The organism is Paraburkholderia antibiotica (assembly GCF_012927125.1).
GTDB lineage: Bacteria > Pseudomonadota > Gammaproteobacteria > Burkholderiales > Burkholderiaceae > Paraburkholderia > Paraburkholderia antibiotica.
This window is the reverse complement of the sequence record NZ_JABBFZ010000001.1, coordinates 206,144-232,407: the sequence shown is the minus strand read 5'-3', so window position 1 is coordinate 232,407 and position 26,264 is coordinate 206,144. Positions and strand designations below refer to the sequence as shown.

General features: G+C 67.0%; 22 protein-coding genes. 12 read left to right on the top strand and 10 right to left on the bottom strand.

Features of this window, described 5'->3' with window-relative positions; genetic code table 11:
* Window positions 1-33 precede the first annotated feature (33 nt).
* Window positions 34-1,335, bottom strand: coding sequence for an MFS transporter (gene tcuC / locus HHL14_RS01095; protein WP_169495746.1), 1,302 nt, complete (start codon window positions 1,333-1,335; stop codon window positions 34-36).
* A 341-nt stretch (window positions 1,336-1,676) separates the two neighbouring features.
* Between tcuC and HHL14_RS01090 the strand changes: the two genes are divergently transcribed.
* Together HHL14_RS01090 and HHL14_RS01085 are read left to right on the top strand one after the other, a co-directional pair.
* Window positions 1,677-2,201 (top strand): GNAT family N-acetyltransferase, encoded by a 525-nt coding sequence (locus HHL14_RS01090; protein ID WP_169495745.1) that lies wholly within the window; start codon window positions 1,677-1,679, stop codon window positions 2,199-2,201.
* Between the two features lie 162 nt (window positions 2,202-2,363).
* Entirely contained in the window at window positions 2,364-3,509 is a 1,146-nt protein-coding gene (locus HHL14_RS01085) for a hypothetical protein (protein ID WP_169495744.1), read from the top strand.
* 165 nt (window positions 3,510-3,674) lie between these two features.
* Here the strand turns inward: HHL14_RS01085 and HHL14_RS01080 are convergent, their stop codons facing one another.
* Window positions 3,675-4,454 carry a DUF2968 domain-containing protein gene (locus HHL14_RS01080; RefSeq protein ID WP_169495743.1) on the bottom strand — a complete coding sequence of 260 codons (780 nt, stop codon included), beginning with the start codon at window positions 4,452-4,454 and terminating at the stop codon, window positions 3,675-3,677.
* A gap of 414 nt (window positions 4,455-4,868) precedes the next feature.
* Between HHL14_RS01080 and HHL14_RS01075 the strand changes: the two genes are divergently transcribed.
* A complete protein-coding gene (locus tag HHL14_RS01075; RefSeq protein ID WP_169495742.1) occupies window positions 4,869-5,264 on the top strand; it encodes a VOC family protein in 396 nt (131 codons plus the stop codon).
* A 98-nt stretch (window positions 5,265-5,362) separates the two neighbouring features.
* Here the strand turns inward: HHL14_RS01075 and HHL14_RS01070 are convergent, their stop codons facing one another.
* Together HHL14_RS01070 and HHL14_RS01065 are read right to left on the bottom strand one after the other, a co-directional pair.
* Window positions 5,363-6,853: a type 1 glutamine amidotransferase gene (locus HHL14_RS01070; protein ID WP_169495741.1), complete on the bottom strand. Its 1,491-nt coding sequence runs from the start codon at window positions 6,851-6,853 to the stop codon at window positions 5,363-5,365.
* 173 nt (window positions 6,854-7,026) lie between these two features.
* Window positions 7,027-8,784 carry a cation:proton antiporter gene (locus HHL14_RS01065; RefSeq protein WP_169495740.1) on the bottom strand — a complete coding sequence of 586 codons (1,758 nt, stop codon included), beginning with the start codon at window positions 8,782-8,784 and terminating at the stop codon, window positions 7,027-7,029.
* A gap of 215 nt (window positions 8,785-8,999) precedes the next feature.
* Here HHL14_RS01065 and HHL14_RS01060 point away from each other — a divergent pair, with 215 nt between their 5' ends.
* The 8 genes from HHL14_RS01060 (at window position 9,000) to guaD (ending at window position 19,773) form a co-directional block, all read left to right on the top strand.
* Window positions 9,000-10,379: an amidase gene (locus HHL14_RS01060; RefSeq protein ID WP_169495739.1), complete on the top strand. Its 1,380-nt coding sequence runs from the start codon at window positions 9,000-9,002 to the stop codon at window positions 10,377-10,379.
* A 264-nt stretch (window positions 10,380-10,643) separates the two neighbouring features.
* On the top strand, window positions 10,644-11,153 hold the full coding sequence (locus tag HHL14_RS01055; protein ID WP_169495738.1) for a disulfide bond formation protein B: 510 nt from the start codon (window positions 10,644-10,646) through the stop codon (window positions 11,151-11,153).
* 579 nt (window positions 11,154-11,732) lie between these two features.
* The gene (gene xdhA, locus HHL14_RS01050; protein ID WP_206002145.1) at window positions 11,733-13,298 is read left to right on the top strand and encodes a xanthine dehydrogenase small subunit; all 1,566 of its coding nucleotides are present in this window, start codon (window positions 11,733-11,735) and stop codon (window positions 13,296-13,298) included.
* A complete protein-coding gene (gene xdhB / locus HHL14_RS01045; RefSeq protein WP_169495736.1) occupies window positions 13,298-15,778 on the top strand; it encodes a xanthine dehydrogenase molybdopterin binding subunit in 2,481 nt (826 codons plus the stop codon). The genes xdhA and xdhB overlap by 1 nt, the downstream gene beginning before the upstream one ends.
* Before the next feature lie 127 nt (window positions 15,779-15,905).
* On the top strand, window positions 15,906-16,922 hold the full coding sequence (xdhC, locus tag HHL14_RS01040; protein ID WP_169495735.1) for a xanthine dehydrogenase accessory protein XdhC: 1,017 nt from the start codon (window positions 15,906-15,908) through the stop codon (window positions 16,920-16,922).
* A gap of 92 nt (window positions 16,923-17,014) precedes the next feature.
* Window positions 17,015-18,067, top strand: a complete 1,053-nt coding sequence (locus HHL14_RS01035) for an adenosine deaminase (protein ID WP_169495734.1) — start codon at window positions 17,015-17,017, stop codon at window positions 18,065-18,067.
* 67 nt (window positions 18,068-18,134) lie between these two features.
* Window positions 18,135-18,299 (top strand): hypothetical protein, encoded by a 165-nt coding sequence (locus tag HHL14_RS01030; protein WP_169495733.1) that lies wholly within the window; start codon window positions 18,135-18,137, stop codon window positions 18,297-18,299.
* Window positions 18,300-18,345: 46 nt separating this feature from the next.
* The gene (gene guaD, locus HHL14_RS01025) at window positions 18,346-19,773 is read left to right on the top strand and encodes a guanine deaminase (RefSeq protein ID WP_169495732.1); all 1,428 of its coding nucleotides are present in this window, start codon (window positions 18,346-18,348) and stop codon (window positions 19,771-19,773) included.
* Between the two features lie 125 nt (window positions 19,774-19,898).
* Here guaD and HHL14_RS01020 read toward each other — a convergent pair whose 3' ends face one another.
* Window positions 19,899-21,143, bottom strand: coding sequence for an NAD(P)/FAD-dependent oxidoreductase (locus HHL14_RS01020; protein WP_169495731.1), 1,245 nt, complete (start codon window positions 21,141-21,143; stop codon window positions 19,899-19,901).
* A gap of 136 nt (window positions 21,144-21,279) precedes the next feature.
* Here HHL14_RS01020 and HHL14_RS01015 point away from each other — a divergent pair, with 136 nt between their 5' ends.
* Complete coding sequence (locus HHL14_RS01015) at window positions 21,280-22,008, top strand: class I SAM-dependent methyltransferase (RefSeq protein WP_169495730.1); 729 nt, start codon at window positions 21,280-21,282, stop codon at window positions 22,006-22,008.
* 84 nt (window positions 22,009-22,092) lie between these two features.
* Here the strand turns inward: HHL14_RS01015 and HHL14_RS01010 are convergent, their stop codons facing one another.
* The 5 genes from HHL14_RS01010 to HHL14_RS00990 form a co-directional block, all read right to left on the bottom strand.
* Window positions 22,093-22,515, bottom strand: coding sequence for a signal peptidase (locus tag HHL14_RS01010; RefSeq protein WP_169495729.1), 423 nt, complete (start codon window positions 22,513-22,515; stop codon window positions 22,093-22,095).
* A gap of 76 nt (window positions 22,516-22,591) precedes the next feature.
* Entirely contained in the window at window positions 22,592-23,830 is a 1,239-nt protein-coding gene (locus HHL14_RS01005; RefSeq protein WP_169495728.1) for a beta-ketoacyl-[acyl-carrier-protein] synthase family protein, read from the bottom strand.
* A complete protein-coding gene (locus tag HHL14_RS01000) occupies window positions 23,827-25,053 on the bottom strand; it encodes a beta-ketoacyl-ACP synthase (protein WP_169495727.1) in 1,227 nt (408 codons plus the stop codon). Before HHL14_RS01000 ends, HHL14_RS01005 begins: the two co-directional genes overlap by 4 nt.
* The gene (locus tag HHL14_RS00995; protein ID WP_169495726.1) at window positions 25,053-25,778 is read right to left on the bottom strand and encodes a 3-ketoacyl-ACP reductase FabG2; all 726 of its coding nucleotides are present in this window, start codon (window positions 25,776-25,778) and stop codon (window positions 25,053-25,055) included. Before HHL14_RS00995 ends, HHL14_RS01000 begins: the two co-directional genes overlap by 1 nt.
* Window positions 25,775-26,263 (bottom strand): hotdog family protein, encoded by a 489-nt coding sequence (locus tag HHL14_RS00990; RefSeq protein ID WP_169495725.1) that lies wholly within the window; start codon window positions 26,261-26,263, stop codon window positions 25,775-25,777. The genes HHL14_RS00995 and HHL14_RS00990 overlap by 4 nt, the downstream gene beginning before the upstream one ends.
* Window position 26,264 lies beyond the last annotated feature (1 nt).

Below are 26,264 nucleotides of genomic sequence, written 5' to 3'. Positions count from 1 at the left end.
GGTTTTTTGTTTTCGGAGCAACGAACGGAACCGTCAGGCCGCCCGATACTGATTGCGCGCCTCCGGCGTGCGGTACAGGAACAGCGTCGCGAGCAGCCCGCAGATCGCCGCCACGCCGAGCACCAGACCCGGCGCCGCCTTGTTGTTGGTCACGTGGATCAGCAGCGTCGCGATGGCCGGCGTGAAGCCGCCGATCGTCGTCGCGAGACTGTACGCGAGCGAGAAGCCCGCGGTACGCACTTCGACCGGCATCACCTCGGTCAGCGCGACGACCATCGCGCCGTTATAGCTGCCGTACAGGAACGACAGCCACAGCTGCACGGCCAGCAGCCGCGCGAACGACGGCTCCGCGACCAGCCACTGCAGCGCCGGATACGCGGTGAGGATCGTCAGGATCGTGAACGCGAGCAGCACCGGACGGCGACCGATGCGATCCGACAACGCGCCCGCGAGCGGCAGCCAGATCAGATTCGAGAGACCGACGCACACGGTAACGACGAGCGCGTCGATCGCCGACAGCTTCAGCACTTCCTTGCCGAAGGTCGGCGTATAGGCGGTGATCATGTAGAACGACACGGTCGTCATGATGACCATGCCCATGCCGCCCAGCACGATCGGATAGTTCGCGGCCATCGACTTCAGGATCTCGCCGATGCTCGGACGATGCTTGCGCGCCGTGAACTCCTCGGTTTCCTGCAGCGAGCGGCGGATGAAAAACAGGAACGGCACGATCAGGCAGCCGATCAGGAACGGCACGCGCCAGCCCCACGCGAACATCTGGTCGGCGGGAAGAATCTTGTTGAGCCCCACGCCGATCAGCGCGGCGAACACCACCGCGACCTGCTGGCTGCCGGACTGCCACGAGCAATAGAAACCCTTGTTGCCCTTCGTCGCGATTTCCGACAGATACACCGACACGCCGCCAAGCTCGGCGCCGGCCGAGAAGCCTTGCAGCAGCCGGCCGAGCAGCACGAGCACCGGCGCCACGAGCCCGATGGTCGCGTAGCCTGGTATCGTCGCGACGGTGAGCGTGCCGAGCGCCATCAGGCTCAGCGTGAGGATCAGGCCCTTGCGACGGCCGTGATGGTCGATGTAGGCGCCGAGCACGATCGCGCCGAGCGGACGCATCAGGAAGCCCGCGCCGAACACGGACAGCGACAGCATCAGCGAAGCGAAATCGCTGCCGCTCGGGAAGTAGGTCTTGGCGATCGCCGAAGCGTAGTAGCCGTAGACCATGAAGTCGTACATTTCAAGAAAGTTGCCGCTGACGACGCGGAAAACGGTCTTGAACTTGGATTCTTCCGTGGCGGAAGTAGCGTGGGTCGCAGTAGACATGACACTCTCGGATGAGCCCGTCGTCCGGTCCGGCGGATCGACGCGGACCATGACGATTGGGCAGTTGAACCAATCCACTGCGGTTGGCAAGCGGATGCCGCGGACGGACGCGAAACTGTGACGAAACGGACACGCGCGGGGCGCCGCATTCTGCTGCGCACAGCGCTCACGCGATATAAGGGTAAACGTTGTGATTCATGCGGTGCCCGTGCCACGTAATGTTACTGCTGATAACGTCGCCGCGAAACGCATACAGTTTACTTACGCACGGCATCCGGGGAAGCAGCGCGGTAGACTCTCCGCGAGAGGCCAATGAGTCGATTGCCACTATTACTACGACGATGCGAACCACCCCTGCCCTTTCCCTGCGCCCGGCCACACCCGCCGACGCCGCGCTGATCGCGTCGATTCATAGCGCCAGCTGGCAGGCCACCTATCGCGGGCTGTTGCCCGACGCGTTTCTCGACGGCGACGTCACGCGCGAACGCGCCGCCTACTGGGAGGCGCGCATGTGCGCGCCGGGCGGCGAACGGCGCATCGTGCTGATCGCCGAGCTGCGCGGCGAGCCGACCGGCTTCGTATGCGTCGAGCGTCAGCCGGAGTCCGCGTGGGGCGTGCTGCTCGACAACCTGCATGCGCTGCCCGGCTACCAGGGCATCGGCGTCGGCCGGACGCTGATGCGCGCGGCCGAGGACTGGGCGCGCGCGCAGGGCGAAGCGCAGCTGTATCTGTACGTGCTCGAGGGCAATACGCCGGCGATCGGTTTTTACGAACGGCACGGCTGGCGCTTCGTCGGCGCGGAACCCGACCAGATGGGCGGCGTCGACATCACCGCGTTGCGCTATGTGTACCGGTTGACGCCCTGAGCGCAGCCACCGCGCGGGCACGATTCGCATTTTTCGGAGTTATCTGAACCTTCGGATGGCCGTTTCGAGGCATTATTTTTTATTGCCGATAATTTCGTCGGTCTCCTACAGATTCCGTGACTGCCTCACCAGCTGTTCTGTCACGGATACCGGAAGCAACCGATGTCCAGCACGCCGTTCACCTTGATTGAAGGCGCTTATGCGCTGCCCCGCCTGCGTCCGCTCGCGCATCTGCCCGAGCCGTTCGGGCGCGACTGGTCGTTGCTGCGGGTCGGGGAGCGCTGGCGGGCTGAACTCGAGATGCTGTACGCCGCGCTGCTGCGCACGGTCTGCATCGACGATCACGATCTGCTGTCGTATGGGCAGTGGGTCAAGATCGACGGCATGCTGGTCGACGAACGCCGGGTGACCGCAAAGCCCGCCACCAAGCCGGTTCCGCGCGGTCCGACGATCGCTATGGTACACAACGGCCCCCGGCACCCCGTGCGCGTCGAACTGAAGCCGCGTGCGCCGGGAAGCGCGCGGCGTCGCGCGGCACGGCATCGGCAGAAGGTTATCGGCAGCGTTTGCGCGCTTGGCTGCCTGGCGGCGTTCGCATGGTTCCTGTTCGGTCGGTATGACGATCTCGCGTACCGGCAGATCGTCAGTAACCTGCTGAAACCGGTGCAGGCACTGATGGCTCGCGGTGAGGCGCCGGTGGCGTCGCCTCGGTCGAATGAAGTGGCAAGTCGTGATGCGGCAGCGGTCGGTGCGACCACCGCGCAAACTTCGCCTGTCGCGCCGGTGCATGCGGATGTGGCGCCGCCAGCCGTCACGGCTGAGCCAGGGTCCAAGGCCGGCGCCGGCGCCGAGTCTGCGTCCGTGCGCGCGCCTGTCTCTGCTTCGGTTCGGGAAGCCGCACCGCGCACGGCGCTCACCGCCGAGACCGGCAATACCGCCGATACCCGCTCGCAATCCGCACGGCAAGCGGTGCGCCCGCAAACACAAACGCCTCGCCAGCCAGCCTATCGCTACGCGGCGGATCCGGCATCGCACGAATACGGGCTGCCGCACGCCACGCGTTCGCATGCGCGTCCGGAGATGGCATCGGCGGCAAAATCGGCGGCGAAAAACACAGCATCCGCCGCGCAGTCCTGGGCCAACGACGACTACGCGTCCGTCACGACCTCGGCTGCGCTGCATCTGCACGACACCGCTTCCTTGCCGCGCGCTGCCGCGTCGAATGCCGCGCCCGCGAGCAGCACCGAGTGGATGAATCACCTGTCGCAGCGACGCGTCACGGAAATTCCCGACCAATTCGCACACTAGATTCGCACGCCCGGTTTGCTGAAATCCGCGGCAAAGCTACGGTGAACTGAGCGTTCGCGGCCCATCGTCCGGATCGGCGCCAATCCATACAAAAAAGCCCGGCTGTGATGCACAGCCGGGCTTTCTGTTTTTGTCGCTGGTTTTTGTCGCCGTTCTTTGTCGCCGTTATTTCTGCGGCGGCAAGCCTTTCTGTCCGGGCAAACCGAGTTCCGTCTGCTGCTGCAATTGCATGACCTGGCTCTGCACCGCGCGCAATTGCGCCTGCGCCCTGTCGCGCTCCGCGCGCAACGCGAGCGCTTCGCCGCGAGTCTGCCGCTGATGATCGTCGACCTTCGCCTGCTGCGTGCGCGCGACGTCGATATCGGCCTTCAACCGCTGCGCCTGCGTCTGCGAGGTCTCGATGATCGCTTGCAGATACGCGTTCTGAGCCTGCAATTGCGTGCGACGAATCTCGATGTCCGCGAGTTTCTCGGTCTGCTGCGCGAAATCGGCGTAGATCGCTTCCGCGCGCTCGGCCGAATCCGAGCGGATCACGCGCCAGAAATGTTTGTCCTGAAAGAGCGCGACGTAATACGTCATCCGCGACGGGTAGAAGAACAGGCTCGCGCCGTAGCTGCCGTTATAGGTGGTGCGCAACTCGCTCAGGTCGGCGTCGTGAATCAGCTGCATCAGTTCGGCGACGTCGCCGCGCGCGGTGCCGGATGTGGCCATGGCGCCTGCCTGCGCGTCTGCCGTTGCATCGGCGGCGTTCGCGGACGCACCGCCCTGACCCGCGACGCCCTGTCCCGCCGCGTCCGGTTGCGGCGTCAGTTCGCTCACGGCCGGGCGCGTGCCGGCCAGCGGCGCGGTGCCCCCGTCCTGCCCTGCCATTGCGACACCCGCATGCCACAGCGCATAAGTGCTTGCCAGCAGCACCGCGCGTCGGATGATCAAGGGATACGTCATACCTACCTGCTCCACGCAAATTCTGAATAGCCGATGATTATCTCGCGGATTCGTTGCGAGGCGAAGTGCTGAACTGTTGTCTCTACGCACTCAAAATCGAGATAGGTCGTTGAAATAGCGTTTATCCGCGAAACTCTCTATCTCGAATTTATATCGCGAAATAATGGCAATCAGAAAAATCCGGGATTCCTGATTATTTCGAAAAATAATGGGGCAAGCGGCGCGCCGCCGAGCGAATGGGAAGACAAGGTTCGGATCTGGCTGCAAATCACGCTCTGAGCGTTTTTGCAGCGTGAATGCATGGCATCAATCACGTCAGAGCAACTTCGTTCCGATGCGGTCGGCCGACCGACCCTATTTCTCTGGATAAAGCATGCTCGTATAAACTCGCCTGAATTCCACGGAGCAAATGCGATGCAACTTCTCGATCACGTGTCAATTGGCGTTCCCGATATTGAGATGGCGCGGATCTTTTACGACGCCGTCATGACCGCCCTCGACGCACCCAAGGTCTACGACCGGCCCAACGCACTCAGTTATGGCGAGCGTTGCAGCAGCGACGACACGACATCGTCCTATCTGGCGATCTATCTGGATCCCGGCGACATCGCGCAGAACAAACGACACTGGTGCTTCAAGGCGCCCTCCCGCGAGCACGTGGATGCATTTTTCCGGGCCGGACTGTCAGCAGGCGGCCGGTCCGACGGAGAGCCCGGCTTGAGACCTCATTACCATCGCGATTACTACGCGGCGTTTCTGATCGACCCCGCCGGCAACCGTGTCGAGGCCGTGTGTCACGCGGCTCAATAAAAAAAAACCGCGAAGCCTGACGACTTCGCGGGTTTTTTGTCTCTCTGCGGTGTCCGGGCCTCGGCACGCGGTCAGATCGAACCGACGCCCCACCGTGCCTAAAAGCGCGTCTCCCGCGCCACGCGCAGAAACGTATCGAGCAACGGCGTGCAATCGAGCAGTTCCGGACCACCCGCGCGATGAAACTCCGGATGCCACTGCACCCCCATCACGAATGGCGCGCGCCGGTAGCGCACCGCCTCGATCAGGCCATCCGACGCCGACACCGCCTCGATGTTCAGATCGCGGCCGAGCGTCTTCACCGCCTGGTGGTGAATCGAGTTGACGATCGCATCGCGCCGTCCCGGGAACATGTTCAACAGCGTCGAGCCGTCCGGGAAATGCACGCCGTGCCGGTGCTGATCGTAGTCCTCGTTGACGTGCGTGCTGGCGGTCGGCACATCGGTCGCGATGTCCTGGTACAGCGTGCCGCCGAACGCGACATTGATCAGCTGGCAGCCGCGGCACACGCCCAGCACCGGCTTGCCCGACTCGATGAACTCATGCAGCAGCTCCAGCTCGTACATGTCGCGCACGCGGTCGCCGGGCCACTCGTGACTGCTCGCCGCTTCCGCGTAAGTCTGCGGCGACACGTCGGCGCCGCCTTGCAGCAGCAGGCCGTCGAGATGCTTCGCGTAGTCGCGCAGGCGGATGTTGCTCGGGTGCAGCATGCCCTGATGCCCGACGGTCGGAATCATGAACACGAGCACGTCGCGCGACATCACCCAATGCGCGATCGACTCCTCCAGATACTGCAGTGTCTTGCCGCGCAGCCCCTTCGCGCCCGGCTCCGGGTGGAAGATGCGCGCCGACACGCCGATGCGCAGCGTGCGTTGCGTGATCCGCTGGCCCGCGCGATCGAACAGCTGCCGCGCCCGCGCCGCGATGATGCGGCCGAACACGCTCCACGCCGAATCGTTCTGGCGCAGATAGCGCGGCGGCGACGGCGGTAGTGCGTTGGGCGGCGGCGGATTGGTCGCGCTGAAATCGGGCGCCGCGCCGAAGCCCGGCGGCGGCGAGCCGGCCGCACGCGCGGTGGTGGCAGGCGCGTCTTCGGTGGCGACGTCCGCGTCGGTGGCGATGTCCGCGGCGCCCAGCGGCGCCGATGCGCGCGTGAGCGGTTCGCTCGTCACCGTGGCCGGCTGCGGTTGCGGCTGCCGCGCCAGTTCGGCCTTCGCGCCGCCGGCGCCGCCGACCTGGCGGGCGCTCTGCGCTGCGCCCGCCGGACTGCCGCCGCGCCGTGCGTCACGCTCGTGCGCCTCGGCTTCCTGCTGCGCGGTGGAGGCCGCGGCGGCGCTGCGCGCCTCGGCAGCATCGCGCCGCCGCGCGGTTTGCGGATCTTCGGGCGTTAACGCCGATGCGCTGATCGGATCGTCGGTCGACGATCGCACGGTCGCTTCCTCATCGGCGCGGCTCGTTTCCTTGAGCGGCGCCTGGGTAGCGTCTTCATGCGACGGTGGGAGGGAGGTGGCCGGCGCGCCGGTCGGCGCGGGAGAAACCGGCGAAGGACTGCCGGTCGTGCCGGCGTTTTCGGGTTTGTTTTCGCTCATGACTGTCAGACAGGCGCCTTTTGCGCGAACGAATGAATATGCCCTGATTATCCGTCAGCGCAGCAGGCCCGGCAAACCCGCACACAATTGCTCACATTGTTGCCGCGTGTGACACAAAACCGTTTTGGACTCCTGCGGCTTCGCTCCGTTGCGGCGCGACGCTTCTGCCCCGCTCAAGGATCCGGCTGTTCCTCGAAAGTCTCCCGCAAGGCAATCTGCATCGACGCGTGGATCTTCACGCACCAGCGCCATACCAGCGCGAGCAGCGCCGCCGCGCACACCATCACCACGACGAGCAGCCCGGTCGGCGGCAGGATGCTGCTCGACAGCGCGGCCACCAGCAGAAACACCCCGATCATCGACACGATCGGCACCACGTCGGCAATCGCGTGACGCAGCGCGCTCGTCAGGCGTCCCGCGCTGATCGGCTGCACGCTGACTTCGGCGAGTAGCAACGCGAGCGACTTGGTCTTGCGATAAACCGCCACCAGAAACGGCAGCGACACCACGAGCGCGACGCTCCACTGCACGACGCGCTGCAACGGCTCGTCGGCGAGCCAGTGCGCGAGCAGCCGGCCGCTATACGGCGCGCTATACGACACCGCCAGAAAGATCGCCGCGACGAACGCGAGATTCACCGCGATCTGCACAATGATCCGCCGTGTCATGCCGAACAGCGTCGGCTCGCCGGTTTCGGTGATCAGGCTGCGCAGCCATTGCCCATACAAGCCGAACACGTTCGACAGCGTATCGGGCATCACTCGCGCGATCCGTCGCGTGAGCGGATCGGCGACGCGGATCAGATACGGCGTGGTCAACGTGGTCAGCGCCGACACCGCGACCGCGATCGGATACAGGAACCCGCTCGTGACCTTCAGCGTCACGCCGAGCGACGCGATGATGAACGAGAACTCGCCGATCTGCGACACGGTCATGCCGACACGCATCGAGGTGCGCGCATCGCGCCCCGCGAGGAACGTGCCGAGCCCGCACGACACGATCTTGCCGACGATCACCGCCAGCGTGATCACCGCGATCGGCCACGCGTAGTCGAGCATCACGGCGGGGTTCAGCATCAGCCCGATGGTCACGAAGAAGATCGCCGAGAACGCATCGCGCAGCGGCGCGATCAGATGCTCGATGCGGTGCAGGTGGCGCGACTCGGCCATGATCGCGCCGATCAGGAACGCGCCGAGCGCGATGCTGTAATCGAGCTTGACCACCAGCAGGCAGAAGCCGAAGCAGAAACCGAGCACCGACACCAGCATCATCTCGTCGCTATGCGCGCGCGCGACGTAGTTCAGCGCGCGCGGCACCAGCAGCACGCCGACCAGCAGCGACACCATCATGAACAGCAGCAACTTGCCCAGCGTGATCGCGGCGAGCCCGGCGCTCAGCTGGCCGGTCTGCGCGATGCCGGTCAGCAGCACCAGCATCGCGATGCCGAGAATGTCCTCGACGATCAGGATGCCGAATACCAGTTGCGCGAAGCCCTCGCGCTTGAGACCAAGATCGGACAGCGCTTTCACGATGATCGTGGTCGACGAGATCGCGAGAATCGCGCCGAGGAACAGCGAGTCCATCCGGCCCCAGCCGAACGCGCTGCCGATCTCGTAGCCGATCCACAGCATCAGCACGATCTCCGACAGCGCCGCGACGATCGCCGTCACGCCGACCTTGAACAGTTTGCGCAGACTGAATTCGAGCCCGAGCGAAAACATCAGGAACACGACGCCGAGTTCGCCGAGCGTCTGGATCGTCTGTTCGTCGTGGATCAGCTGGAACGGCGGCGTGTACGGCCCGATGATCACGCCGGCCGCGATATAGCCCAGCACCACCGGCTGCTTCATGCGATGGAACAGCACGGTGACGACGCCGGCCAGCGCCATCACGACGGCCAGATCCTGAATGAAGCCGATGCCCTGGTGCATGAACGCGTTCCTTACAAATAGTAAATATGAGAAAGCGCAGTGTAACAAACGAGGCGGCGCAATTTTCGGGGCTCGAGCGCATCGCGCGGCCCCGACCGGCTGCGGCCGCGCGGGCGCAAAACCTTGCTCTACAATGCGGACGGACCTTCCCCGTTGGCTCGACACCGCCCCGCTCACGCGCCCGAGCCGCGCTCAACCGGATTTCTACCGACATCATGGCCACTGACTTCACGCCCTTCCCGCCGCTTGCCCAGCTCGCCGCCGATCTCGCCGCCGGCCGCACCACCAGCCGCGCGCTCGTCGAAACCGCGCTCGAACGGATCGCCGATCCGGCCGGCCAGGGCGCCGCCGTCTTCATGCACGTCGACGCCGATGCCGCGCGCACCGCCGCCGACGCGCACGACCGCCTGCGCGCGGCCGGCACCGTGCTGTCGCCGCTCGCCGGCATTCCGGTGTCGGTCAAGGATCTGTTCGACATCGAAGGCCAGCCGACCCGCGCGGGCTCCGTCGCGCTCGCCGACGCGCCGCCGGCCACCACCGACGCGGTCGCGGTCGCGCGTCTGAAGCGGGCCGGCGCGGTGCTGGTCGGGCGCACCAACATGAGCGAGTTCGCGTTTTCCGGGCTCGGCCTGAATCCACACTACGGCCATCCGCTGTCGCCGTACCGGCGCGGCGTGAAGGGCGACGAGCGGATCTCGGGCGGCTCGTCGTCGGGCGCGGCGGCCTCGGTCGCCGACGGCATGGCGGCCGTCGCGCTCGGCACCGACACCGGCGGCTCGATCCGCATTCCGGCCGCGCTGTGCGGGCTGACCGGCTTCAAGCCGACCGCCGCGCGCATTCCGAAGCAGGGCGGCGTGCCGCTGTCGTCGACGCTCGATTCGTTCGGGCCGATCGGCGTGTCCGTCGCGTGCTGCGCGCTGGTCGACCGGATGCTCGCCGGGCTCGAGCCGCGCATCCCGGCCGCGCGACCGCTCGAAGGCGTGCGCCTCGGCGTGCTGAGCAACTTCGTGACCGACGGCGTCGAGCCCGACGTCGCGCGTACGATCGATACCGCGCTCAAGCATCTGGAAGCGGCCGGCGCGATCGTCAGCGAAGTGCGCTTCGCGCCGCTCGACCGGCTGCCGGAGATCAACCGCTTCGGCTTTTCGGCGATCGAGGCGTATGCATGGCATCGGCCGCTGCTCGACAAGCACCGCGAGCAGTACGATCCGCGCGTGCTGGTGCGTATCCTGAAGGGGCAACCGGCCAGCGCGGTCGATTATCTGGACCTCGTCGCCGAGCGCGCGGCCATGCTCGACGAAGCTGCCCGCACGCTGTGGCAGCGCTTCGACGCAGTGGTCACGCCGACGGTGCCGGTGGTGCCGCCGCGCCTCGCCGACCTGCTCAACGACGACGACGCGTTCGGCCGCACCAACGCGCTGATCCTGCGCAATCCGAGCGCGTTCAACTTCCTCGACAGCTGCGCGCTGTCGCTGCCGTGCCATCTGCGCGGCGACGCGCCGGTCGGCTTGATGCTGGCGGGCGCGCCGCATGCCGACGACGCGCTGCTGGTGATCGGCCGCGCGGCGGAGGCGGTGCTGAACGCGATTCGTTGAGCGGAGGCTGCGAGGGGTGTGGCGTGACGCTATTTATGGGCGGCGCTTTGTCGGGCCGCGATGCGCTGGGCTGGATGTCGCGCGTCACGCGTCGCGGCGAAGCGGCACGGTTCGCGAGTGGCTGTATGACGCGCGTCTCGCGCCAGCCGCCACGCCCCCACCCACGCCACCCCAATCCTCACTCAGTCAATAAGCGACCGTCCGGGGGTTCGCGCTAGAATCGTGGCACCCGTCTTTTTCGTTTGCAGCTAACCCGACGACCCAATGAATAACGATTCCGCGATACTGCGCCGCGAGCGCGCCCTGCTGGTTCTGCTCGGTCTGATCTGCGTCGCCCTGGTGGGCGGCGCGCTGTACCTGCAATATTTCCTGCGCGAAGACCCCTGCCCGCTGTGCATCATCCAGCGATATTTCTTCCTGCTGATCGCGATCTTCGCGTTCCTCGGCTCGCGCTTCAACAACTGGCGCGGCGTGCGCCTGCTCGAAGTGCTGGCCGCGCTGTCGGCGCTGGCCGGCATCGCGACCGCGGCGCGCCACGTGTACGTGCAGGCGAATCCGGGCTTTAGCTGCGGCTTCGACGCGCTGCAGCCGATCGTCGACGGCCTGCCGCCCGCGCACTGGCTGCCGGGCGTGTTCAAGGTCGCCGGGCTGTGCGAAACCGCCTATCCGCCGATCCTCGGTCTGACGCTGCCGATGTGGTCGCTGGTCGGCTTCGTGGTCGCGTTCGCCGCGCTGGCGCTGAGCCTGATCCGGAATCGGCGCAGGGTCGGCTGACGGAGCGTTGGGCGGGTTGGGCACGTTCCGGGGTGGTTCGAAGCGCCCGGTTCGAAGCGGCTGGTTCGCCGCTCCAAGGCGCCCTCGCCCTCCTTACTCCTCGATCCGCGCAGAACATGACGCCGGACTTCGTGCCGCCCTCGAGTGGCCACCGAAGTCCGGCGTTTTCTTTTCCGCGTCGCCCGTTGCCGTGGACCGGCCAAGGTCGGCTTCGCCACCATTCGCGCCCTTCGCCCTTCGCCCTTCGCCCTTCGCCCTTCGCCCTTCGCCCTTCGCCCTTCGCCCTTCGCCCTTCGCCCTTCGCCCTTCGCCCGCAGCCCGCAGCCCTTCGCCGCTTGCCTCCCTCCAGCCGCTCCCTTCCAGCTCCCACCACGCCCCAGCCCCCGCGCAACTTCCCGCCGCCCCGCGAATCGTACAAAGACCATGACCCTCGCCGAATAAGCTTCATGCGACACGGGAAATATTTTTGAGACGGGGTAGTGCTATCTTCGGGTATGGATGGCGATCTACGTGCGCGAGGCCGGCTTTTGCGAGCCCCTGCGTAACGCGCGCCCGGTCCGCACTGTCTTTCGATTCGCCATGACAACGCAAACCATCCGCTTCTATCACCAGGGGTCCGTCCGCGAAATCGCGGGCGTCCCAGCGACGCGCACCGTGCTGCAGCACCTGCGCGAGGATCTGCGCTGCACCGGCACCAAGGAAGGCTGCGCGGAAGGCGATTGCGGCGCGTGCACGGTCGTGATCGGCGAGCTCGACGCGCAGGGCGGTCTAGCGCTGAAAGCGGTCAACGCGTGCATCCAGTTCCTGCCCACGCTCGACGGCCGCGCGCTCTTCACTGTCGAAGACCTGCGCGCCGCGGACGGCACGCTGCATCCGGTGCAGCAGGCGCTGGTCGACTGTCATAGTTCGCAATGCGGCTTCTGCACGCCCGGCTTCGTCATGTCGATGTGGGCGCTGTACGAAAACCAGCCCGCCGACGCCGGCTTGCCCACCCGCGATGAAATCAACGCCGCGCTGTCCGGCAATCTGTGCCGCTGCACCGGCTACCGGCCGATCGTCGAAGCCGCGCAGAGGATGTTCGACGCTTCACAACAACCGCAGCAACATCCGCGCGTCGCGCTCGACCGCGCCGCCGTCGCGGCCACGCTACGCACGCTGCAACGCGAAACCACCTTCGAATACCGCGCCGCCGACGCACGCGGCGCCGCATTCGGCTCGCCCACCTTCTACGCCCCGCTCACGCTCGACGCGTTCGCGACGCTGCGCGCGCAGCATCCGGACGCACGCATCGTCGCGGGCAGCACCGACGTCGGCCTGTGGGTCACCAAGCAGTTTCGCGACCTCGGCGACCTGCTCTATGTCGGCAACGTCGCCGAACTGAAGACGATCTCGCGCGACGCGCAGACGCTGTCGATCGGCGCGGCCGCCACGCTCGAAGACGCGTTCGCCGCGCTCGCCGTCGACTACCCCGAGCTCGCCGAACTGTGGACGCGCTTCGCGTCGCGCCCGATCCGCAATGCCGGCACGCTCGGCGGCAACGTCGCGAACGGCTCGCCGATCGGCGACTCGATGCCGGCGCTGATCGCGCTCGGCGCCGAGGTCGTGCTGCGCCGCGAGCGCACGACCCGCACGCTGCCGCTCGACACGTTCTACGTCGGCTATCAGAAGACCGCGCTCGCGCCCGGCGAATTCGTCAGCGCGCTACGCGTGCCGCGCCCGGCCGCCGCGCTGCGCTTTCGCACCTACAAGGTGGCGAAGCGCTACGACCAGGACATCTCGGCGGTATGCGCGGCGTTCGCGCTGCACGTCGCGGAAGACGGCACGATCCGCGCGGCCCGCGTCGCCTTCGGCGGGATGGCGGCAACGCCGCAGCGCGCCGCGCAGGCCGAAGCGGTGCTGAACGGCGCGCTTTGGGATGAAACCAGCGCCCGTCGCGCGATGGACGCACTCGCCGCCGACTACCAGCCGCTCACCGACATGCGAGCGTCGAGCGCGTATCGGCTGAAGGTCGCGCGCAATCTGCTGTGGCGCTTCCACCTCGAAACGCGCGACCACGCGCCGCTCGCGCTATGCGACGTCAACGCGTTCGCGTTCGAAGCCGACGTTGCCGTTGCCGCCATCGTCAGCGTGACGGAGGCGTCGTGATGAATCGTACCGATGCGTTTATCGACGCGCGCGTAGGCGGCCATGCCACGGAATCGGCGGCGGCCTCGAACGACACGGCGATCGGCGTGCCGCTGCCGCACGAATCCGCCGTGCTGCACGTGAGCGGCGAAGCGACCTATACCGACGACATCGCCGAACTGCACGGCACGCTGCACGCAGCGCTCGGCCTGTCGCGCCACGCGCACGCGCGGATCGTGTCGATGGATCTCGACGCGGTCAGAAACGCGCCCGGCGTAATCGCGGTGTTGAGCGCCGCCGACATCCCCGGCGAAAACAACTGCGGCCCGGTGCTGCACGACGATCCGGTCCTCGCCGACGGCGAGGTGCTGTACCTCGGCCAGCCGGTGTTCGCAGTGATCGCCGAAACGCACGAACTCGCGCGCCGCGCGGCCGCGCTCGCGAAAAGCGACGACGTGATCCGCTACGAACCGCTCGCCGCGATCCTCACCGCTGCCCAAGCGAAAGCCGCGCAGCAGTTCGTGCTGCCGCCGCTGCATCTGCGGCGCGGCGACCCCGACGCGAAGATCGCCGCCGCGCCACACCGGCTCGCTGGCACGTTCGAAGTCGGCGGCCAGGAACAGTTCTACCTCGAAGGCCAGATCGCGTATGCGGTGCCGAAGGAAATGGACGGCATGCTCGTCTATAGCTCGACCCAGCATCCGAGCGAAATGCAGCAGGTGGTCGCGCATATGCTCGACCGGCCCGCGCATAACGTCGTGTGCGAATGCCGGCGCATGGGCGGCGGCTTCGGCGGCAAGGAATCGCAATCGGCGCTGTTCGCGTGCGTGGCCGCGCTCGCCGCGCAACGCCTGCGCCGGCCGGTCAAGCTGCGCGCCGATCGCGACGACGACTTCATGATCACTGGCAAGCGCCACGATGCGCTCTACGCGTACGAAGCCGGCTTCGACGATCAGGGGCGCCTGCTCGGCGTGCGCGTCGAGATCGCGTTGCGCGCCGGCTATTCGGCGGACCTGTCGGGCGCGGTCGCGACGCGCGCGGTATGTCACTTCGACAACGCGTACTACCTCGCCGACGTCGATATCGTCGCGCTGTGCTGCAAGACCAACACGCAGTCGAACACCGCGTTTCGCGGCTTCGGCGGACCGCAGGGCGCGCTCGTGATGGAGGTGCTGCTCGACGGCATCGCGCGCGAGCTGCAACTCGACCCGCTCGACGTGCGGCGCACGAACTACTACGGCATCGGCGAGCGCGATACGACGCCGTACGGACAGCGCGTCGAAGACAACATCATCGCGCCGCTAACCGACGCGCTGCTCGATTCCAGCGACTACCGCGCGCGCCGCGCCGCTCTCGCCGCCTTCAACGCAACGAGTCCGGTGCTCAAGCGCGGTCTCGCGTTTTCGCCGGTCAAGTTCGGCATTTCGTTCAACGTGCCGTTCCTGAACCAGGCCGGCGCGCTCGTGCACGTGTACAAGGACGGTTCGGTGCTCGTCAATCACGGCGGCACCGAGATGGGCCAGGGGCTCAACACCAAGGTCGCGCAGGTGGTCGCGAGCCAGTTCGGCCTGCCGCTCGCGCGTGTGCGCGTGACGGCCGCCGATACGTCGAAGGTCGCCAATACGTCGGCGACCGCGGCATCGACCGGCAGCGATCTGAACGGCAAGGCCGCCGAAGCCGCCGCGCAAACGATCCGCGCGCGGCTCGCCGAACTCGCGGCAAAGCTGCTCGGCGGCGACGCGTCGGACGTCCAGTTCGCGCACGGCAGCGTGTCGGTGAATGGCGGCGCGATGCCGTTCGGGCAACTGATCAACGCCGCCTATCTGGCGCGCGTGCAACTGTGGTCCGACGGCTTCTACGCGACGCCGAAAGTGCACTGGGACGCGCAGACGCTGACCGGGCATCCCTTCTACTACTTTGCGTACGGCGCGGCGGTGTCGGAAGTCGTGATCGACACGCTGACCGGCGAATGGAAGCTCGTGCGTGCGGACGTGCTGCACGACGCCGGCCAATCGATCAATCCGGCCATCGATCTCGGCCAGATCGAAGGCGGCTTCATTCAGGGCATGGGCTGGCTCACCAGCGAAGAGTTATGGTGGAATCGCGATGGCCGACTGATGACGCACGCGCCATCGACGTACAAGATTCCCGCGGTCAGCGATACGCCCGCCGCGTTTCACGTGCGACTCTACGAGAACCGCAACGCGGAGCCCACTGTGTTCCGCTCGAAGGCGGTCGGCGAGCCGCCGCTGCTGCTGCCGTTCTCGGTGTTTCTGGCCATTCGCGACGCGGTGGCCGCGGCGGTGCCGGACGCCAACGGGGCGCCGCCGTTGCGCGCGCCCGCGACGCCGGAGGCGATACTCGATGCGCTGGAGGCATTGCAGGTGGCAAGCGTGGCAAGTACGTCAGGCGCAACCGTTACTGCGGGTACGTCCGCCGCGCAGGCGCCCATCACAAGCACCGCAGCCGCCGAACCAACGGAGCGAAGCGAACCCACCTGACACATCGAACAGATAGAACGTATCGAACGAGAACGTATCGACCGGCCCAACGCGACACAACCGCCGCGAGCCGCAAACAACCCGCCGCCCGGACACCCCGTGCGGCATGCCAATGGAGAAGCGCCGGATGCAAGCCTGGCTCACTGACCTGCAACACCTGCTCGCGCACGGCGACGCCGCCGTGCTGGTAACGGTCGCGCGCGCCGAAGGTTCGGCGCCGCGCGAAGCCGGCACGAAGATGATCGTCACGCGCGAAGCCGCGAAACATACGATCGGCGGCGGCCATCTCGAATGGAAAGCGATCGAGACCGCGCGCCAGGTGCTGCGCGACGGCATGCGCGCGCCGCACATGCGCCGCCTCGAACGATTCGCGCTAGGCCCGAGCCTCGGCCAGTGCTGCGGCGGCGCGGTGATTCTCGCGTTCGAGCGACTCGACATCGGCGATCTCGGCTGGATCGCGTCGCTCGTGAAGCGGCTCGCCGCGGGTCAGTCGACCGTGCGTAGCGTATCATTCGGCCCCGCGCCGGATGCGGTGATGCTGTCCGAGCCCGAACCCGGCGTCGACACCGCCGACTGCCTGCTGTGGGACGGCGCCGGCTTCGACGACAGCAGCGCGCTCCTGACCGAGACCATCGCGCCGGGCGAATTCCCGGTGGTGCTATTCGGCGCCGGTCACGTCGGCGCAGCGCTGGTGCGCGTGCTCGTGACGCTGCCGTGCACGGTGCGCTGGGTCGACGAACGCGACGCGCAGTTTCCGTCGCTCGACACCGTGCACGCGCCGAACGTCACGATCGACGCCAACGACGCGCCCGACGAAGCGATCGACGAGGCCGCGCCCGGCACGTACTTCGTCGTGATGACGCACAACCATGCGCTCGATCTCGAACTGGCCGAGCGCATCCTGCGACGCGGCGACTTCGCGTTCTTCGGCATGATCGGCTCGCACAGCAAGCGCAAGCAGTTCGAACACCGGCTCGCGGCGCGCGGCATCGATCCGGCGCAGATCGCCCGAATGAAGTGCCCGCTCGGCGTGGACGGCATCGTGGACAAGGCGCCGGAGGTCATCGCGATCTCGGCGGCCGCGCAGGTGCTGCAGGCGGTCGAAGCGCACGCGGGCGCGCGGCGCGCGACCCAGCCGGTTTGACGGTCCGGCGCACCGACCCTACATCACGAAACGACACGTCACGGCACGCCCCCGCGCATCCAATAACACAATCAACAGAACACCTGACCACCATGAGCACGACAATCGCTACCCCTCTCTCGCTCGCCGACAAAACCGCGCGCGCACCGAAGGCCGAATTGCATATCCATATCGAAGGCTCGCTCGAACCCGAGCTGATCTTCGCGCTCGCGCAGCGCAACGGCGTGAAGCTCGCGTACGACTCGGTGGAAGCCCTGCGCGCCGCGTACGCGTTCACCGATCTGCAATCGTTCCTCGACATCTACTACGCGGGCGCGAGCGTGCTGCTGCACGAGCAGGACTTCTACGACATGACGATGGCCTATGTCGAGCGCTGTCTCGCCGACAACGTCGTGCATAGCGAAATCTTCTTCGACCCGCAGACGCACACCGAACGCGGCGTGCGGATCGCGGCGGTGGTGGCCGGTATCGAGCGCGCGCTCGCCGACGCGGAAAAGCGCGGCATGTCGAGCAAGCTGATCCTGTGTTTCCTGCGCCATCTGTCCGAGGACGACGCGCTCGCCACCTTCGACGAAGCGCTGCCCCTCTTCGAGCAATACCAGCACCGGCTGATCGGCGTCGGTCTCGACTCGTCGGAGCGCGGCCATCCGCCGTCGAAGTTCGAGCGCGTGTTCGCGAAGGCGCGCGCGCTCGGTCTGAAGCTGGTCGCGCACGCGGGCGAGGAAGGCCCGCCGTCGTACATCTACGAAGCGCTCGACGTGCTGAAGGTCGATCGCGTCGATCACGGCGTGCGCAGCATCGAGGATCCGGCGCTCGTCACGCGTCTGGCCGACACGCGCGTCGCGCTGACCGTGTGCCCGCTGTCGAACCTGAAGCTGTGCGTGTTCGACGATCTGACCAAACACACGCTGAAGGATCTGCTCGATCGCGGCGTCGCGGTCACCGTCAATTCCGACGACCCAGCCTATTTCGGCGGCTACGTGAACGCGAACTACCTGGCCACGATCGATGCGCTGAAGCTCGACGACGCCGAGGTCTACACGATCATCCGCAACGGCTTCGAGGCGTCGTTCGTGACGCCCGAGGAACGCGATCTGCTGATCGGCAAGCTGGATGCGAGCTGGCGGCAGGACGCTTCGCACTGACGCGGTATTGGCGCGGCATCTGGCACGAGTCGGACGCGGCATTTGCCGCGGCTTGGGCACGCGTTGAATGGATCGGCTGCTCGCGGGCGAGCCCGTCCTCGGCGCCCGCTCGCGAGCGCGGACGCATTCGCTGCATTCGCTGCATTCGCTGGATTCGGTGAATTCGGCGGTGTCGGCCAGCCCCGGCAAGCGGGCAACGAATCCGCCGCTGCCTGAATGCCGCAGCCATTAAACCTCGGCACACAGGCCCGCTTTTAACATTCGGAGACAGGTTTTCCATGACTGATTCGGCTCACACCGCGCAAGCGGGCACCCCGGCGCCAACCGGCCAATCCGCGAAACCCGCGCAATCCGGGAAATCCGGGAAATCCGCGCCGACCGCGTTTCGCGCGTCGCTGCTGACCTTTCACGGCGATCCCGCGCACGCGCCCCATGGGGCGGTGTTTCATGAAGACGGCCTGCTGATCGTCGAGGACGGTCGCGTGGTCGCGGCGGACGCGTATGCGGCACTCGCGGCGCGGCTCGCGCCCGGCACGCCCGTCGAGGACCGACGCGGCAAGCTGATCGTGCCCGGCTTCATCGATACGCACATCCACTATCCGCAGACCGACATGATCGCGTCGCCAGCGCCGGGTCTGCTGCCGTGGCTCGACACCTACACGTTCCCGACCGAGCGCCGCTTCGCCGACGCCAACCACGCGCGCGACACCGCGAGCTTCTTCGTCGACGAACTGCTCGCCTGCGGCACCACCACCGCGCTCGTCTACTGCACGGTTCACAAGGCATCCGCCGACGCGCTGTTCGCCGAGAGCGACGCGCGCAATCTGCGCATGGTCGCCGGCAAGGTGCTGATGGACCGCCACTGCCCCGAGTTCCTGCGCGACACCGCGCAATCGGGCTACGACGACAGCGCCGAGCTGATCGGCCGCTGGCACAAGCGCGGCCGCCAGATGTACGCGCTCACGCCGCGCTTCGCGCCGACCTCGACCGAGGCGCAGCTCGAAGCGTGCGGCGCGCTCGCGAAGTTGCATCCGGATGTGTTCATCCAGAGCCACGTCGCGGAGAACACCGACGAAGTGAAATGGGTCGCGGATCTATTCCCCGGCCACCGCAGCTATCTCGACGTCTACGATCACTACGGCCTGCTGCGCCGCCGCGCGGTGTACGGCCATTGCATCTATCTCGACGACGAGGACCGCAAGCGCATGGCGCAAACCGGCGCGGTCGCGTCGCACTGCCCGACCTCGAACCTGTTCCTCGGCAGCGGCCTGTTCGACTTCGACAAGGCCGACTCGGCCGGCATGCCGATCGCGCTCGCCACCGACGTCGGCGGCGGCACGTCGTTCTCGATGCTGCAAACGATGAACGAAGCGCACAAGGTCGCGCGTCTCGGCGGCCATCATCTGACCGCGACGCGGATGTTCTGGCTGGCGACCGCCGGCGCGGCCGAAGCGCTCGATCTCGGCGACCAGGTCGGCACGCTGAAGACCGGTGCGGAAGCGGATTTCGTCGTGCTCGATCCGCAGGCGACGCCGCTGCTCGCGCGCCGCACCGCGCGGCCCGAGTCGCTGGAAGAGCTGCTGTTCGCGTTCGCGCTGCTCGGCGACGATCGTGCGGTGTACGAAACGTATGCGGCCGGCAAGCGTGTGCATCGGCGCGGCGACGCGCGCGGGCATGTGCCGGGGCACGCGAAGATCGCGGCTTGAAGCTTGAATTCGGGCTTCGAATCGACGGCCTGAATGCGCCGATCGTCGGTTGATGCGCTGCATGGCAAAACGGCGCTTCGATTCCGAAGCGCCGTTTTTTCTTCGCATCGCGACCGCCCGCTACCTCAATGCGGCTTGCACACCTCGTGCAGCGCATTGAGCCGCCTGACCGGATCCGCGACATACGGATTCGACTCGTCCCAAGCATAGCCGGCGAGCACCGCGCAGATCATGCGACGAATCGACGGCGTCGGGTCCGGGTAATAGATGATGTCCTGCAGCTCGCCGGTGTACCAGCGCTCGACGAACGCTCGGAACGTATCGATACCCTTGCGCAACGGCACGTCGTAATCGGCGGACCAGTCGACCGTCGCGCCATCCAGTTGCCGGTTCAGCGTATGCGCGGCCAGATGCGCGGAGCGCAACGCGATCGTCACGCCCGACGAAAACACCGGATCGAGAAACTCGCCCGCATTGCCGAGCAGCGCATAACCCGGCCCGTGCAAACGCTCGACGTTCGCCGCGTAGCCGCCGATCCGGTTCACCGGCATCAGGAACGGCGCATCGCCGATCAGGCGGTTCAGCGTCGGCTCCTGCCGGATCAACGCACGCAGCGTCGCTTCGCGCGCCTCGTCGGGCACGTCGAGAAAGCTCGCCTCGGCCACGCAGCCGACCGACGAACGGCCGCCCGCGAGCGGAATCATCCAGAACCACACGTCGCGCCGCTCCGGATGCGTGGCGATGCAGATCTTGTTGCGATCGGACGCATCGAGCGTCAGACCGTCGCGCACGTGCGAGAAGATCGCCGCGCGCGTCGGCATGCGCGTCGGCGACTCCAGATTCAGCAGACGCGGCAGCACGCGGCCGAAGCCGCTCGCATCGAGCACGAAGCGCGCGTCGACCTGATACGCGTGCCCCGCTTCATCGACCACATCGAGGCGCGGCGCCGCGCCCGTCTGCACCGCGCGCACCGTATGGCCGAAACGCACGTCGGCGCCCTGGGCGGCCGCGCCGCGAATCAGCACGTCGTCGAACACCGCGCGCTCGACCTGATACGTGGTGCCCCAGCCGGGCGAATGCTTGTCGCGGAAGTCGAACGACGAATGCTGGTCGCGGTACACGAAATACGCGCCGTTCTTGTACTGGAAGCCCGCCTCGACGACCGCCTGCAGCATGCCGGCCTCTTCGAGGTACGCCATGCTCTGCGGCAGCAGGCTCTCGCCGATCGAGAAGCGCGGAAAATGCTGACGCTCGAGCACCAGCACCGAGCGGCCCGCGCGCCGCAACAGCGCGGCAGCCACCGCGCCGGCCGGACCCGCGCCGATGATCGCGACGTCGACCGCGTTCCGCTTTGAAGAATCGCTATTCAAATCACTGCTCCAACGGTTTGCATGCGTGCCGCTCTGCATGCGGGGTTTCATGCATCGCCCGACCTCGCGCGATGCACGCACTTCTCGCTACAATCCTGCCTCCAGCAGCAAGAAACGGCTTTGCCGGGAGTGCATCGTGTCGTCATCCGAACTATCCAGTGTGCCCTTCGTGCCGGAAACGGCCTTCGGAATCTGGTTCCTGCGCACGCACACGTGGGAACATCACGTGCTGCGCGTCGCAATCAACGACCTCAAGCGCCTGATCGATACGCCGTTGCCCGATGCACCGGTCATCGTCGATGTGGGTTGCGGGCAAGGCATCTCGTTCCGGCTGCTCGCCGACGCGTTCAAGCCGCGCCGCATCGTCGGCATCGATTTCCATGCGCCATCGCTGACGCTCGCCGCGCAGGCCGCTCATGCGTGCCGTGACACGGTTGCCGACATCGAACTGCTGCATGGCGACTGCGCGCAACTGCCGCTGCCCGATGCCAGCGCCGACCTCGTGTTCTGCCACCAGACCTTCCATCATCTCGTCGAGCAGGAACGCGCGCTCGCCGAGTTCCACCGCGTGCTGAAGCCGGGCGGCGTGCTGCTGTTCGCCGAATCGACCGATGCGTACATCAGGTCGTGGGTGATCCGGCTACTGTTTCGTCATCCTATGCACGTACAGAAGAGCGCCGACGGCTATCTCGACATGCTGCGCGACGGCGGCTTCAGCTTCGGCCCGCATAACGTGTCGCTGCCCTACCTGTGGTGGAGCCGCGCGAAAGACTTCGGTCTGCTCGAACGGCTCGGCCTGTACCGGCCGCAACCCGGCAAGCGTCGCGAGACGCTCGTCAACGTCGCGGCCGTGAAGCGCGCGTAAGGCTGGTTCGGTGGCGCGTTAGTCCGCGCTCATGCGCGAGCCCGCGCACGAGGCCCGCTCACGTTGCCAGCGCGCGCCACCGCATCAACGCGCTTCCAGCACCACCAGTTGCCCGCGCACCGCGATCGCCGCCGCGCTCGGGCTCACGCCGCAGGTGAAGTCGGTCGACGAATTCGATTCGGTGTTGTGAAAGCGCGTCGACACGTCGATCACCGCATTCGCATGACGCGCGCGCGCCGCCGCGCGCAGCTTGCCGACCGCTTCGGCGAGCGCGAGATGACACGCGTCATCCGGGCCCGACGTCTGACGCGCGATCCGCACCGAGTACGACACTTCGCCCAGACGCGTCTTCACCGGCTGATGATTCTGCGTGCCGAAGTACACCGGCACCTCGCCGCGCGATTCGCCGCCGGCCGCCGCGAACGGCAGCGACTTCACCTGCGTGCCGCAACCGGCCTGCGTCAACGCCACCACCAGCACCGCACCCACCGAAACGAGCTTTTTCATTCTTATCCTCTTCCCTGTCTGCAGATTGACGACCGCCTTCGAGTCCGGCGGCCGGTTATCGCGGCTCGGCGTCGACTCATCCGCCTCGCCACGCTTCGAAAATCAGGCTCGCGCAACTGCCGCCGAACCCGAATGAAACCGACATCGCGGTATCGATACGCGCGTCGCGCGCGCGGCGCACGAGCGGCATGGCCATGACTTCCGGCTCAGGTGTATCGACCTCGGCCGTGCCCGCGATAAACCCGTCGCGCATCATCAGCAGCGTGTAGATCGCTTCGTGCGCGCCGCATGCGCCGAGCGAATGCCCGGTCATCCCCTTGGTCGACGAAAACGCGGGCACGCCTTCCACCGATGCGCCGAACACGTCGCGCAACGCGTGCAGCTCTTCGAGGTCGCCGCGCGGCGTCGATGGCGCATGCGTGTTCACGTAGTCCGGGCGACGCCCCGCGTCGGCGAGCGCGCCGAGCATCGCGCGCGCGATACCGGCCGCGCGCGGCGCGACCATACCCGCGCGATCGGTGCAATCGCCGAAGCCCGTCAGCTCCGCGTAGATGCGCGCGCCGCGCGCGAGCGCGTGGTCGAGCGCTTCGAGCACCAGCACGCCGCCGCCCGACGCGATCACGAAGCCATCGCGTTCGGTGTCGTAAGGCCGCGACGCGCGCGACGGCGTGTCGTTAAAGCGCCGCGACAACGCGCCCATCGCGTCGAACATCAACGTCATGTGGTCGTGCAGCGCTTCGCTGCCGCCGGCCAGCACGATCTGCTGACGGCCGGTCTGGATCAGTTGCAGCGCCTGACCGATCGCGAGCGCCGAAGTCGTACACGCCGACGACGGTGAATAGCTGACGCCTTCGAGCCCGAACACCTGCGCGACGTTCGCCGACGCGGTGCTGCTCATCGCGTGCGGCACCGTGTACGGCGGTATCTTGTCGATGCCGCGCGCGTGGCCAATGGCGAGCGCCGCGTCGTAGCTCGCCATCGTGCCGACGCCCGAGCCGATCACGACGCCCGCATGCGGCGACTGCAACGCGTGCGCGGCAAGGCCCGCGTCATCGATTGCATTGCGCGCCGCGTGGCAGGCAAAGCGCGCGGTGTCGCCCATGAAGCGTTCGAGCTTGCGCTCGAACGGCTCCTCATGCGCGACCGACGCGACGCCCGCGACCTGCGAGCCGAAGCCGCGCTCGCGCCACGCGTCGATGCGCTCGATCCGCGAACGTCCATCGCGCAGTGCGGCCGCGACGTCGTCGAGCGTATTGCCGAGACACGACACGATGCCCATGCCGGTCACGACCACGCGTTGCAGCGCGACGCTCATCGAACGCGCCTGAAAATCAGCGACGTATTGATGCCGCCGAACGCGAAGTTGTTGCTCATCACGTACTCGGCATCGATCTCGCGCGCCCCGCCGACGATGTAATCGAGCGGCGCGCAGGCCGGATCGACCTGCTCGAGATTCAGCGTCGGCACGTACCAGTTGCGCTTCATCATCTCGATCGTCCACCACGCCTCGATCGCACCGCACGCGCCGAGCGTATGGCCGACGTAGCTCTTCAGCGAACTGATCGGCATGCGCGCGCCGAAGGTCTGCGCGGTCGCGTAGCTTTCGGCGATGTCGCCGCGATCGGTCGAGGTGCCGTGCGCGTTCACATACGCAATCGCTTCCGGCGCGAGCCGCGCGTCGCGCAGCGCGAGCTGCATCGCCAGCGCCATCGTGTCGGCGGTCGGCTGCGTCATGTGCGCGCCGTCCGAATTGCAGCCGAAGCCGACGATCTCCGCGTGAATCCGCGCGCCGCGCGCGATCGCATGTTCGTATTCTTCGAGCACCAGCGTCGCCGCGCCCTCGCCGACCACGAGGCCGTCGCGCGCGGCATCGAACGGACGCGGCGTCAGATGCGGCTCGTCGTTGCGCGTGCTGGTCGCGTACAGCGTGTCGAACACCGCGACCGCCGGCCCCGACAACTCTTCCGCGCCGCCCGCCAGCATCAGCGTCTGCTTGCCGCTCTGGATCGCCTCGTACGCGTAGCCGATCGCCTGGCTGCCCGACGCGCACGCGCACGAGGTCGGGATGATGCGGCCTTTGAGGTCCCAGAACAGACTCACGTTGACGGCCGTGGTGTGCGGCATCATCTGCACGTAGCTGTTCGACGTGACGTGGGTCATCGAGCCGGTTTCGAGCATCGTGCCGAACGCGCGGATCGGCTGCACGGAGCCCGACGACGAACCGTACGCGACGCCCATGCGGCCGTCGGCGATGCTCGCGTCGTCGGCGAGACCCGCGTCGGCGAGCGCGAGTTCGCTCGCGCGCACCGAGTACAGCGACACCGGGCCCATCGAGCGCACCTTCTTGCGCGGGTAATGCGCGGGCGTCGTGAAGCCGGGCAGCGGACACGCGAGCCGCGTATGCAACGCTTCGAAATAGTCCCACTCGGCGATGCGCCGCACCGCGTTTTCGCCGCGCTGCAGACGCGCTTGAACCTCGTCCCAGCTATCGCCGAACGCGGTCACGCCGCCCATGCCGGTAATGACGACGCGCTTCATCAGATCATCCCGCCGTTCACGCCGATCACCTGACGCGTCACGTACGACGCGCTATCGGACATCAGAAAGCTCACCACCGACGCCACCTCGGCCGGCTGGCCGACGCGGTTCATCGGCACGCTCTTCAGCGCATGTTCGAGCGTCGTCTGTTCGAGCATGCCGGTTTCGATCAGCCCCGGTGCGACGCAGTTGACCGTGATGTTGCGCGATGCGAGTTCGACCGCGAGCGCCTTGGTCGCGCCGATCAGGCCGGCCTTCGCCGCGCTGTAGTTGACCTGCCCGCGATTGCCGATCACGCCCGACACCGACGCGATCGTGACGATGCGTCCGCCCTTGCGCGCGCGCACCATCGGCATCGTCAGCGGATGCACGACGTTGTAGAACGCGTCGAGCCCGGTTTCGATCACCACGTCCCAGTCTTCTTCGGTCAGCGCCGGAAACGCGGCGTCGCGCGTGACGCCCGCGCTGCACACGATGCCGTAGTACGGACCGTTGGCGGCGACGTCCGCTTCGAGCGCTTCACGACACGCAGCGCGCTCGCGCACGTCGAACTGCAGCACGCGCGCCGTGCCGCCCTGCGCGGCGATGCCCGTCGCGACCGCGTCGGCCTCGCTGCGTCCGGTGCGGCAATGCACGGATACGGCGAAGCCGTCGGCGGCCAACTTGTACGCAATCGCGCGGCCGATGCCGCGGCTTGCGCCGGTAACGAGAACACGCCGGCTCATGAACTGACACTCCCTTCGATGAAAGACTGGAAATCGGGCGGCTGAAACACCTTGATCACGGCTTCGGCGCAGCGCGCGGTGCCGGCGTCGATCGTGCATTCGTACGCGCCGTGGCCGGCATCGCTGCGCAGCAGTTCGCTCACGTGAATGCGCAACCGCGCGCCGCTTTCGAACGCCGGCTGCAACGCCTGATAGCTGCGCGAGCCGAGCAGCACGCCAGGCCGCGCGTGACCGCCGCCACGCATCGCGACGAGCGCAACGTGCGCGGCGATCGCCTGCGCCATCAGCTCGATGCCGATCCACGCGGGCATCGCGCCGTCGGCATCCGCGTACCACGCGTGCGGGTCGACGTGCGCGAACGCGCTCAGCGTGGTGTCGGCGAAGGTCTCGACCGCGTCGAGCAGCAACATGCTGCCGCGATGCGGGATGATCGCCTCGATGGGCTGGCGCGCGAGTTGTTCGACCGTCGGAAACGAAGCCGTCATG

Excerpts from the sequence above, each read along its gene's own strand:
- HHL14_RS01085 (WP_169495744.1), top strand. The coding sequence starts at position 2,364 with ATGTCCAGCACGCCGTTCACCTTGATTGAAGGCGCTTATGCGCTGCCC.
- xdhC (WP_169495735.1), top strand. The coding sequence starts at position 15,906 with ATGCAAGCCTGGCTCACTGACCTGCAACACCTGCTCGCGCACGGCGAC.
- xdhA (WP_206002145.1), top strand. The coding sequence starts at position 11,733 with ATGACAACGCAAACCATCCGCTTCTATCACCAGGGGTCCGTCCGCGAA.
- HHL14_RS01010 (WP_169495729.1), bottom strand. The coding sequence starts at position 22,515 with ATGAAAAAGCTCGTTTCGGTGGGTGCGGTGCTGGTGGTGGCGTTGACG.
- HHL14_RS01080 (WP_169495743.1), bottom strand. The coding sequence starts at position 4,454 with ATGACGTATCCCTTGATCATCCGACGCGCGGTGCTGCTGGCAAGCACT.
- guaD (WP_169495732.1), top strand. The coding sequence starts at position 18,346 with ATGACTGATTCGGCTCACACCGCGCAAGCGGGCACCCCGGCGCCAACC.
- HHL14_RS01055 (WP_169495738.1), top strand. The coding sequence starts at position 10,644 with ATGAATAACGATTCCGCGATACTGCGCCGCGAGCGCGCCCTGCTGGTT.
- HHL14_RS01075 (WP_169495742.1), top strand. The coding sequence starts at position 4,869 with ATGCAACTTCTCGATCACGTGTCAATTGGCGTTCCCGATATTGAGATG.
- HHL14_RS01065 (WP_169495740.1), bottom strand. The coding sequence starts at position 8,784 with ATGCACCAGGGCATCGGCTTCATTCAGGATCTGGCCGTCGTGATGGCG.
- xdhB (WP_169495736.1), top strand. The coding sequence starts at position 13,298 with ATGAATCGTACCGATGCGTTTATCGACGCGCGCGTAGGCGGCCATGCC.
- HHL14_RS01090 (WP_169495745.1), top strand. The coding sequence starts at position 1,677 with ATGCGAACCACCCCTGCCCTTTCCCTGCGCCCGGCCACACCCGCCGAC.
- HHL14_RS01035 (WP_169495734.1), top strand. The coding sequence starts at position 17,015 with ATGAGCACGACAATCGCTACCCCTCTCTCGCTCGCCGACAAAACCGCG.
- tcuC (WP_169495746.1), bottom strand. The coding sequence starts at position 1,335 with ATGTCTACTGCGACCCACGCTACTTCCGCCACGGAAGAATCCAAGTTC.
- HHL14_RS01060 (WP_169495739.1), top strand. The coding sequence starts at position 9,000 with ATGGCCACTGACTTCACGCCCTTCCCGCCGCTTGCCCAGCTCGCCGCC.
- HHL14_RS00995 (WP_169495726.1), bottom strand. The coding sequence starts at position 25,778 with ATGAGCCGGCGTGTTCTCGTTACCGGCGCAAGCCGCGGCATCGGCCGC.
- HHL14_RS01030 (WP_169495733.1), top strand. The coding sequence starts at position 18,135 with ATGGATCGGCTGCTCGCGGGCGAGCCCGTCCTCGGCGCCCGCTCGCGA.
- HHL14_RS01070 (WP_169495741.1), bottom strand. The coding sequence starts at position 6,853 with ATGAGCGAAAACAAACCCGAAAACGCCGGCACGACCGGCAGTCCTTCG.
- HHL14_RS00990 (WP_169495725.1), bottom strand. The coding sequence starts at position 26,263 with ATGACGGCTTCGTTTCCGACGGTCGAACAACTCGCGCGCCAGCCCATC.
- HHL14_RS01000 (WP_169495727.1), bottom strand. The coding sequence starts at position 25,053 with ATGAAGCGCGTCGTCATTACCGGCATGGGCGGCGTGACCGCGTTCGGC.
- HHL14_RS01005 (WP_169495728.1), bottom strand. The coding sequence starts at position 23,830 with ATGAGCGTCGCGCTGCAACGCGTGGTCGTGACCGGCATGGGCATCGTG.